Origin of the sequence: Rhodococcus sp. EPR-134 (genome assembly GCF_001647205.1) — a bacterium.
GTDB lineage: Bacteria > Actinomycetota > Actinomycetes > Mycobacteriales > Mycobacteriaceae > Rhodococcus_F > Rhodococcus_F qingshengii.
Window position 1 is genome coordinate 20597 of the sequence record NZ_LVCT01000256.1, and the last position, 7086, is coordinate 27682.

The following is a 7086-nucleotide window of genomic DNA, read 5'->3' on the forward strand; positions in this document are numbered from 1 at the left end:
TCGTCACGTTTGTTTCAGGGCTACTCGGAGCTCACTGACCAGTCGCTCGCGTTCGTCGTTGGACTGTTGAACTGCCTGGTGAATCGTGGCCACCGTCAATGCGGCCACCGTCTGAGAATTCATCGCGGTGATTGCGTCGGTGATCCGTAGGTCGACCAGAGCGCCCAGCCCGTCGACAGTCGCCGTGACTATCCCACCCTCGCTCGAGACGACTACCCGCAGAGCGCCGACCCCGTCGACGGCGTCCTGCAAGAGTCCCGTCCGGTGTTTCGCCAGCTCCATGATTCGATCAATCTCGCTCATATCGAACGCATCCAGCTCGACGGAAGGTTCTGGCCCTCGGCGGCGTCGACATCGGCCAGTTCGTCTCGGGTCGGTAGACCGAGCCGATCGAGGATCGCTGCCGGGACTCCGGTCTCCTCGAGCTCCACACGACGGCGGGCGCCGGCTTCGATTGCTGCATGTGAGCACAGCGTGAGTATCTGCTGCGCCAACCGCTGCCCGCCGTACCGCAGTTCGTCCTGGCTGATCCGCAGGTCCACGGGCACGGCGTGCTCCGTGGCGCGGACCGCGATGGTTCCGGCGCGGTTGACGGCTACGGCTGTGATGATCGGCGGTGATTCGCGCTTGTTCTCGGGCATGATTCCCTGTCATTCCGTCGGACGGTAGAAGCCGTGAAAGCCCATGCCGCTGTTCGTGGTTCGGATGGCGCTGATCTCGACAGGATCGCCGGCTTCGACCATCTGACCGTTGCCGATCACCATGGCGACGTGTCCGTCCCAGACCGCGAGGTCGCCCGGCATCAGATTGTTCTGATCGACCTGGTTCCCGATTCCCTGTTCCTGAGCCAACCTCGGAATATCGACTCCGGCCTGGCCGTACGCCCATTGAGTCAGACCACTGCAGTCCAGACCGACTCCGGGTGTCGTGCCTCCCCAGGCGTACGGGACACCCTGTTGAGTGAGCGCGTTGCGTACGGCAGCAGCGGCCTCGGCGTTCGGTGCGGTGGCAATCGAGCCGTCGGGAAGTTCGACCTCAACGCCACCGACGGAACCGGAACCACTTGCGGAACCGGAACCACTTGCGGAACCGGAACCACCCGCCGACTCGGAGACCCCAGGTGCGGGATCGGGTATCGGGACGGACGGGACGAGTGCGGACATCTTGTCGGTCGACCCGGCCAACTCACCGCGTACCCGCTCGATAACCGATACCGCGCGCCCGAGGTGCTCCAACGCGGCCGACAACAACATCAATTGGCCCGTCGGTGTCATCAGCGTCGGCCCGGCCTTGATCGCGAGTGTCAGAAAGGACTGGAGAATCTCACCGAGTTCGGTCATTCCCGCGTACACGGACGTTGTCGCTTCGTCCACGACGCCGGCGATGTCGTTTCCACGATCGGCGAGGTTTCGCGTCGACGTCTGCGTCTGCTCGGTTTTGGTCACCGCAGCGGTGAGTGCCGTGGACGAGCTCTGAGAGGACGCCAGTTCGCTCAGAGCAGCGCTTCCCAGTTGGTAGGCGATCTCGAGGGCGTCCGTGGCGATTCGGATGCCGACGTCAGGTCCATTTGTGCTGGGGACACCAGTCCCGACAGTGTCGACCAGGTCGATGATCGGTCGTGCGAGTGCGTCGACGTCGATCATGAGCGTGCGGCTTCGGCGAGAGTCCTTCGTACCGATTCCTCGGAGTCGAGATAGACGGCGTGAGCGTCGCGGGTGGCTGACTGGACGCTGGAGATCACAGCGGACAGTCGATCGATGTCGTCGATGTGCGCTTGCTGTGCTCGGCTCGCGACATCGACGAAGTCGCCGCCGATCAGCCCCAGCACAGTGGACAGAGCCAAGTGATCGCCACCCGCCGCGTCCTGTCGAGCTTGCGCGACGTTGTCGGCAACAGTGCCCAACCGCGTGGCGAACTCCGCGATGCTTTCAGTGTCCAGATCCAGATTTGTCAACTTGTCTTCCCCCCGTTGCGCTTACTCCTTCTTGGACGCCGCGCGGGGTGCTCCGGTTCCCGAGGAACTATTCTGATGGTCATGCAAACGCACGTAGTCGACCATCCGCTCGCGGCGGCCCTCTTGACGACAATGCGTGACGCACGCAGTGAGAACGCGACTTTTCGTTCCGCACTTCGCAGGCTCACGCACATGCTGGTCTACGAGGCCATGCGTGACGCGGAGGTCGAGGAGTTCCCGGTCGACACCCCGGTGGCAGCGACGACGGGCATCCGGCTCGCGAAGCCGCCGTTGTTGGTACCCGTGCTGCGGGCCGGTCTGGGCATGGTCGAACAGGCGAGTGCGCTGATTCCGTCGGCCGGCGTCGGCTTTGTCGGAATGGCACGTGACGAAGAGACTCATCAGCCGGTTCCGTACCTCGAATCCCTGCCGGCGGATCTGTCCGGGATCCCGGTGTTCGTGCTCGATCCGATGCTCGCCACCGGTGGTTCGATGGTGCACACCATCGACTTGCTGGTTGCGCGTGGCGCGACGGATGTCACGGCAGTGTGCGTCGTAGCCGCTCCGGCCGGCGTCGACGCGCTGGCAGCGTCCGGCCACCCGGTTCGTCTGGTCATCGCGAGCATCGACGACGGACTCGACGAGAACGCTTTCATCGTCCCCGGTCTCGGTGACGCCGGCGATCGGCAGTTCGGACCCCGCTAGAGCGAAAAGGCGAAGGTTCGGAGTTCGGCCAGCCGGGCCTTCGCCTGCTCTACTGCGTTCGCGAGGTCGGCGCGGTTCGCCACCGGGACGACAACTTCGAGATAGCACTTGAGCTTGGGCTCGGTTCCGGACGGTCGAACAACCACGCGGATCGACGGCCCGTCGAATATCACTGCGTCGGTGCGCATACCACCGCGAACCAGGGACAAGTCCTCGGTCGTGACCGGCTCACCCGCGAGTTGGCCAGGCGGATCGGCGCGTAGCCGTTTCATCATTTCCGCGATGTCACTCGAGTCCTCGACGCGGCGGGATACTTGGTCCCCACGATGCAGTCCGAATTCGACGGCATAGTCGCCCAGAACGTCCAGCAGGGTTCTGTTGCTGACCGCGAGGGTGGCAGCCAAGTCGGCCACCAGAACGGCAGCTGAAATTCCGTCCTTGTCCCGCACCACATCCGGATCGACGCAGTGCCCGATCGCTTCCTCGTAGGCGTAGACGAGTCCGTCGCCGGCACGCGTGAGCCACTTGAAACCGGTGAGTGTCTGCGCAAACCTGGCTCCGCGGGCTCTCGCCAACTTCGAGAGCAGGGTCGAGGAGACGATCGTCGTCGCCACCAACGAATCTTCGGGCGCCGTGCTCAGTACGTGGTCGGCCAGGAGCACCCCGGTTTCGTCGCCGCGCAACATGCGCCACTGATCACCGTCGCGAACTCCGACGGCGCAGCGGTCGGCATCCGGGTCGAGTGCGATCGCCAGATCCGCGTCGACACTTCGGGCAAGGGCGAGCAGGCGGTCTGCGGCGCCGGGCTCTTCGGGATTGGGGAACTCGACGGTCGGAAACGTGGGGTCGGGATCGAACTGCTCCGCCACGACGTGCAGGTCCTCGAATCCTGCTGCTCGCAGAGCCGCGGTCGCAGTCTCACCCCCGACGCCGTGCATTGCCGTGAGCGCAATCCGGATCGAGCGGGCGTCGCCGTGCGGGAGGGTCGCGATGCGGGCGATGTACTCCTCGACCAGAGAATCGTCGGCCCGAATCACCGATGCTCGCGCGACGTCGGCGGCACTACCGATGCGAGCGATCTCGCTCTCGATTTCACGATCGGCGGGGGAGACGAGTTGCGCTCCGCCCGAGAGATACACCTTGTAACCGTTGTCGGCGGCAGGATTGTGGGAGGCGGTGATCTGGATACCTGCCGCTGCCCCGAGCCTGCGCACCGCGAACGCCACCAGCGGTGTCGGAAGTGGGCGGGGGAGCAGGGTCACCTCGAACCCGGCCGCTGCCATGACCTCGGCGGCGGCGAGAGCAAATGCCTCTGAACCGAGCCGGGCGTCGCGGCCGACCACAACGCGGGACCCGCCCTGGCAGCGAGCTGTCAGCCAGGCCGCCAGACCGGCCGTGGTCCGGATGACGACCGCGAGGTTCATTCCGTTGGGTCCGCCGCGCACCGGCCCGCGAAGCCCAGCAGTGCCGAACGTCAGTGGTGCGGAAAAGCGTTCGGTCAGTTCATGTTCCGAAAGGGCTGCTAATTCTGCGCGGGTAACCGGGTCCGGATCGGCGTCGATCCACTCGGTGACGTTCAGTGGTGTCACAGCTGCTCGACCAGTTGACGCAGCAGCACTCCCATCCGGGCCGCCGAAGCTTTGCCTGCCGCCAGCACCTCCTGATGGTCCAGTGGGGAGCCCGTGATTCCGGCGGCCAGATTGGTGACCATGGAGATGCCGAGAACGCGGGCGCCGAGCGCGCGGGCCGCGATGGTCTCGTGAACCGTCGACATGCCGACCAGATCGGCGCCGAGTGTACGAAGCATTCGAATCTCGGCCGGAGTCTCGTAATGCGGACCGGGAAGCCCGGCGTAAACACCCTCGGCAAGGTCCGGGTCGATCGAGCGAGCCAGCGCACGCAGTTCCGGCGAGTAGGCGTCGACCAGGTCGACGAACTCTGCGCCGACGAGGGGAGAGCGGGCCGTCAGGTTCAGGTGGTCACTGATCAGCACCGGTTGACCGACTGTGTAGTTTTCAGCAATACCGCCGGCCGCATTGGTGAGGATGACCGTTTGGGCACCGGCAGCAATGGCTGTCCGGACCGGGTGGACGACGGTACCGAGATCGTGGCCCTCGTATGCGTGCGCGCGCCCGAGCAGCAGCAGGACTTCGGTGTTTCCGACGCGCACCGAACGAATGGTGCCCGCATGGCCGAGAGCGGACGGTGGGGCGAAGCCAGGAAGATCCGCCATCGAGACTTCGGCTGTCACGTCCGCACCGGCGTCGCCGAACACGTCTGCGGCATCGGTCCACCCCGACCCGAGCACGATGGCGACTGACGGTGACGAAGAGCCAGTCATGGCGGACAGAGCAGCGGCGGCGGCCTCGGCGATCGTTCCCATGTGAGCAACCCTACTGAGGAGTCGGGTCGGTTCGCCGGGTGAGTTGGCGGGCGTTACTCTCCCATCCATGCCTTATCTCGAACGCGACGGCGACGTATTCATCCTGTACCTCGGCAACGAGGGCGAAACGGACAACGAGAACCGCTTCGGCCCTGAGTGGATCGACGCTGTTCACAGCAAGTTGGACGAGGTCGAAGCGCACGAGGGGCCCGCAGCCCTGGTGACGACGGCGACGGGCAAGTTCTACACGAACGGCCTGGACACGACGTGGATCTTCGGCAATCTCGACGGTCTCCCCGGCTACCTGGACAAGGTCCACACCATCTACAGCCGTTTGCTGACCTTCCCGATGGCCACGGTCGCGGCCGTGCAGGGGCACGCGTTCGGCGCCGGCGCCATGCTCGCGTCCTCGCACGATTTCCAGATCATGCGCGCGGACCGCGGCTTCTACTGCCTGCCCGAGGTGGGACTGAACATGCCGTTCACTGTCGGGATGTCTGCACTGCTGAACAGTCGTCTGCCCAAGCAGACGGCAGTCGATGCCATGACGACGGGGCGTCGCTTCGGCGGCGCCGACGCACTCGCTGCGGGCATCGTGCAGGAAACGGTCGACGGCGACGGAGTACTCGCCGCTGCTGTGGCCAAGGCGTCGGCACTGACGTCGACTCACGGCAAGAACTTGGCGGGAATCAAGGCAGGCATCCACCGCGATGCTCTTGCAGACCTCGCTCAGGTGACTGACAAGAGCAACTTCTCCTTCGGGTGAGACAATGATCGCGTGAACCAGAATGTCGACAGCGCAGTCAGGTCCGTAGAGGCCGATCTGATCGCGCTGTCGCATTCGATTCACAGCGACCCGGAACTCGCCTTCGAGGAGTTCCGCAGCGCTGCCAAAGTGTCGGACCTGCTGGCGCAGCACGGTTTCGCGGTCACTCGCGGGATCGTCGATCTGCCGACAGCTTTCGATGCCACCTACGGCAGCGGAGAGTTGGTCATCGCGATCTGCGCCGAGTACGACGCGCTGCCCGAGATCGGTCATGCCTGTGGGCACAACATCATTGCCGCCGCCGCGGTCGGGGCCGGCATCGCGTTGGCTACCGTGGCCGACGAACTGGGGATCACCGTCCGAGTGATCGGTACTCCCGCGGAGGAAACCGGTGGCGGCAAAGTTCTGATGCTCGAGCGTGGTGCATTCGACGGCGTCGGCGCGGCCATGATGGTTCATCCAGGGCCGATCGACATCATCGGTGCGACCTCGCTGGCCTTGGCGGACATCGCCGTGAGTTATCACGGTCGCGAGGCGCATGCGTCTGCTGCGCCGGAGTTCGGTCGTAACGCCGCCGACGCAGCGACGCTCGCTCAGGTGGCGGTCGGACTGTTGCGTCAGCACCTGCAGCCAGGTCAGCAGATTCACGGAATCGTCAGTGACGGCGGCACGGCTCCCAACATCGTTCCGGCTCGGTCCGAATTGCTCTACTACCTGCGTGCCGAAACGGCCGCGTCGTTGGCCAATCTGTCCGAGCGTGCCGACGCGTGCTTCGCCTCGGGTGCACTCGGCACTGGGTGCACCCACGAAATCCGCACGGTATCGCCTACTTACACCGAGCTGACCCCCGATCCGTGGCTGGCGGCGGCGTACCGTGAACAGATCGTCGATCTCGGGCGGGTGCCACTGGCAGCGGAATGGGAGCGCTCCCGTCCACTGGGTAGTACGGATATGGGTAATGTGACCAATGTGATTCCGGGAATTCACCCGGTCATAGGCTTGGATTCATCGGGGGCAGTGACACATCAGCCGGAGTTCGCGGCTGCGTGTATCACCACCTCCGCAGATCGAGCGGTAGTCGACGGTGCAATTGCGTTGGCCCGCACTGCTGTCCGGGTAGCGTCCGATCCAGAACAACGCGCCCGTCTGTTGGAAGGGGTAGATCGCCGGTGAACGCGGCAATCGACACGTGGATTCACGCGCACACCGACGACCTCGTCGCGTGGCGTCGACACATCCATGCCAACCCGGAGTTGGCTCGCCGCGAATACGCGACCA

General features: G+C 64.8%; 9 protein-coding genes. 3 read left to right on the forward strand and 6 right to left on the reverse strand.

Features of this window, described 5'->3' with window-relative positions; translation table 11 throughout:
* Positions 1 to 3: 3 nt before the first annotated feature.
* The 4 genes from A2J01_RS11445 to A2J01_RS11460 are packed head-to-tail and all read right to left on the reverse strand — an operon-like array spanning position 4 to position 1954.
* Positions 4 to 303 carry a YbaB/EbfC family nucleoid-associated protein gene (locus A2J01_RS11445; protein WP_007727324.1) on the reverse strand — a complete coding sequence of 100 codons (300 nt, stop codon included), beginning with the start codon at positions 301 to 303 and terminating at the stop codon, positions 4 to 6.
* Entirely contained in the window at positions 300 to 641 is a 342-nt protein-coding gene (locus A2J01_RS11450; RefSeq protein WP_058226446.1) for a hypothetical protein, read from the reverse strand. Before A2J01_RS11450 ends, A2J01_RS11445 begins: the two co-directional genes overlap by 4 nt.
* A gap of 9 nt (positions 642 to 650) precedes the next feature.
* Positions 651 to 1643, reverse strand: a complete 993-nt coding sequence (locus A2J01_RS11455) for a C40 family peptidase (protein ID WP_064112724.1) — start codon at positions 1641 to 1643, stop codon at positions 651 to 653.
* Complete coding sequence (locus A2J01_RS11460) at positions 1640 to 1954, reverse strand: type VII secretion target (RefSeq protein ID WP_007727320.1); 315 nt, start codon at positions 1952 to 1954, stop codon at positions 1640 to 1642. The genes A2J01_RS11455 and A2J01_RS11460 overlap by 4 nt, the downstream gene beginning before the upstream one ends.
* 81 nt (positions 1955 to 2035) lie before the next feature.
* On the opposite strand from A2J01_RS11460, the gene upp reads away from it, so the two are divergent.
* A complete protein-coding gene (upp, locus tag A2J01_RS11465; RefSeq protein ID WP_007727319.1) occupies positions 2036 to 2659 on the forward strand; it encodes a uracil phosphoribosyltransferase in 624 nt (207 codons plus the stop codon).
* Here upp and A2J01_RS11470 read toward each other — a convergent pair.
* The gene (locus tag A2J01_RS11470) at positions 2656 to 4248 is read right to left on the reverse strand and encodes a phospho-sugar mutase (RefSeq protein WP_064112725.1); all 1593 of its coding nucleotides are present in this window, start codon (positions 4246 to 4248) and stop codon (positions 2656 to 2658) included. The two genes, upp and A2J01_RS11470, sit on opposite strands and share 4 nt — an antisense overlap.
* On the reverse strand, positions 4245 to 5042 hold the full coding sequence (locus A2J01_RS11475; protein WP_064112726.1) for a purine-nucleoside phosphorylase: 798 nt from the start codon (positions 5040 to 5042) through the stop codon (positions 4245 to 4247). The genes A2J01_RS11470 and A2J01_RS11475 overlap by 4 nt, the downstream gene beginning before the upstream one ends.
* Positions 5043 to 5109: 67 nt before the next feature.
* On the opposite strand from A2J01_RS11475, the gene A2J01_RS11480 reads away from it, so the two are divergent.
* Entirely contained in the window at positions 5110 to 5808 is a 699-nt protein-coding gene (locus tag A2J01_RS11480; protein WP_003940710.1) for an enoyl-CoA hydratase-related protein, read from the forward strand.
* A 12-nt stretch (positions 5809 to 5820) separates the two neighbouring features.
* A complete protein-coding gene (locus A2J01_RS11485) occupies positions 5821 to 6981 on the forward strand; it encodes a M20 family metallopeptidase (protein WP_050654878.1) in 1161 nt (386 codons plus the stop codon).
* Positions 6982 to 7086: the final 105 nt, after the last annotated feature.

Coding starts and splice junctions, on each gene's coding strand:
- A2J01_RS11445 (WP_007727324.1), bottom strand. CDS start 303: ATGAGCGAGATTGATCGAATCATGGAGCTGGCGAAACACCGGACGGGA.
- A2J01_RS11450 (WP_058226446.1), bottom strand. CDS start 641: ATGCCCGAGAACAAGCGCGAATCACCGCCGATCATCACAGCCGTAGCC.
- A2J01_RS11455 (WP_064112724.1), bottom strand. CDS start 1,643: ATGATCGACGTCGACGCACTCGCACGACCGATCATCGACCTGGTCGAC.
- upp (WP_007727319.1), top strand. CDS start 2,036: ATGCAAACGCACGTAGTCGACCATCCGCTCGCGGCGGCCCTCTTGACG.
- A2J01_RS11475 (WP_064112726.1), bottom strand. CDS start 5,042: ATGGGAACGATCGCCGAGGCCGCCGCCGCTGCTCTGTCCGCCATGACT.
- A2J01_RS11480 (WP_003940710.1), top strand. CDS start 5,110: ATGCCTTATCTCGAACGCGACGGCGACGTATTCATCCTGTACCTCGGC.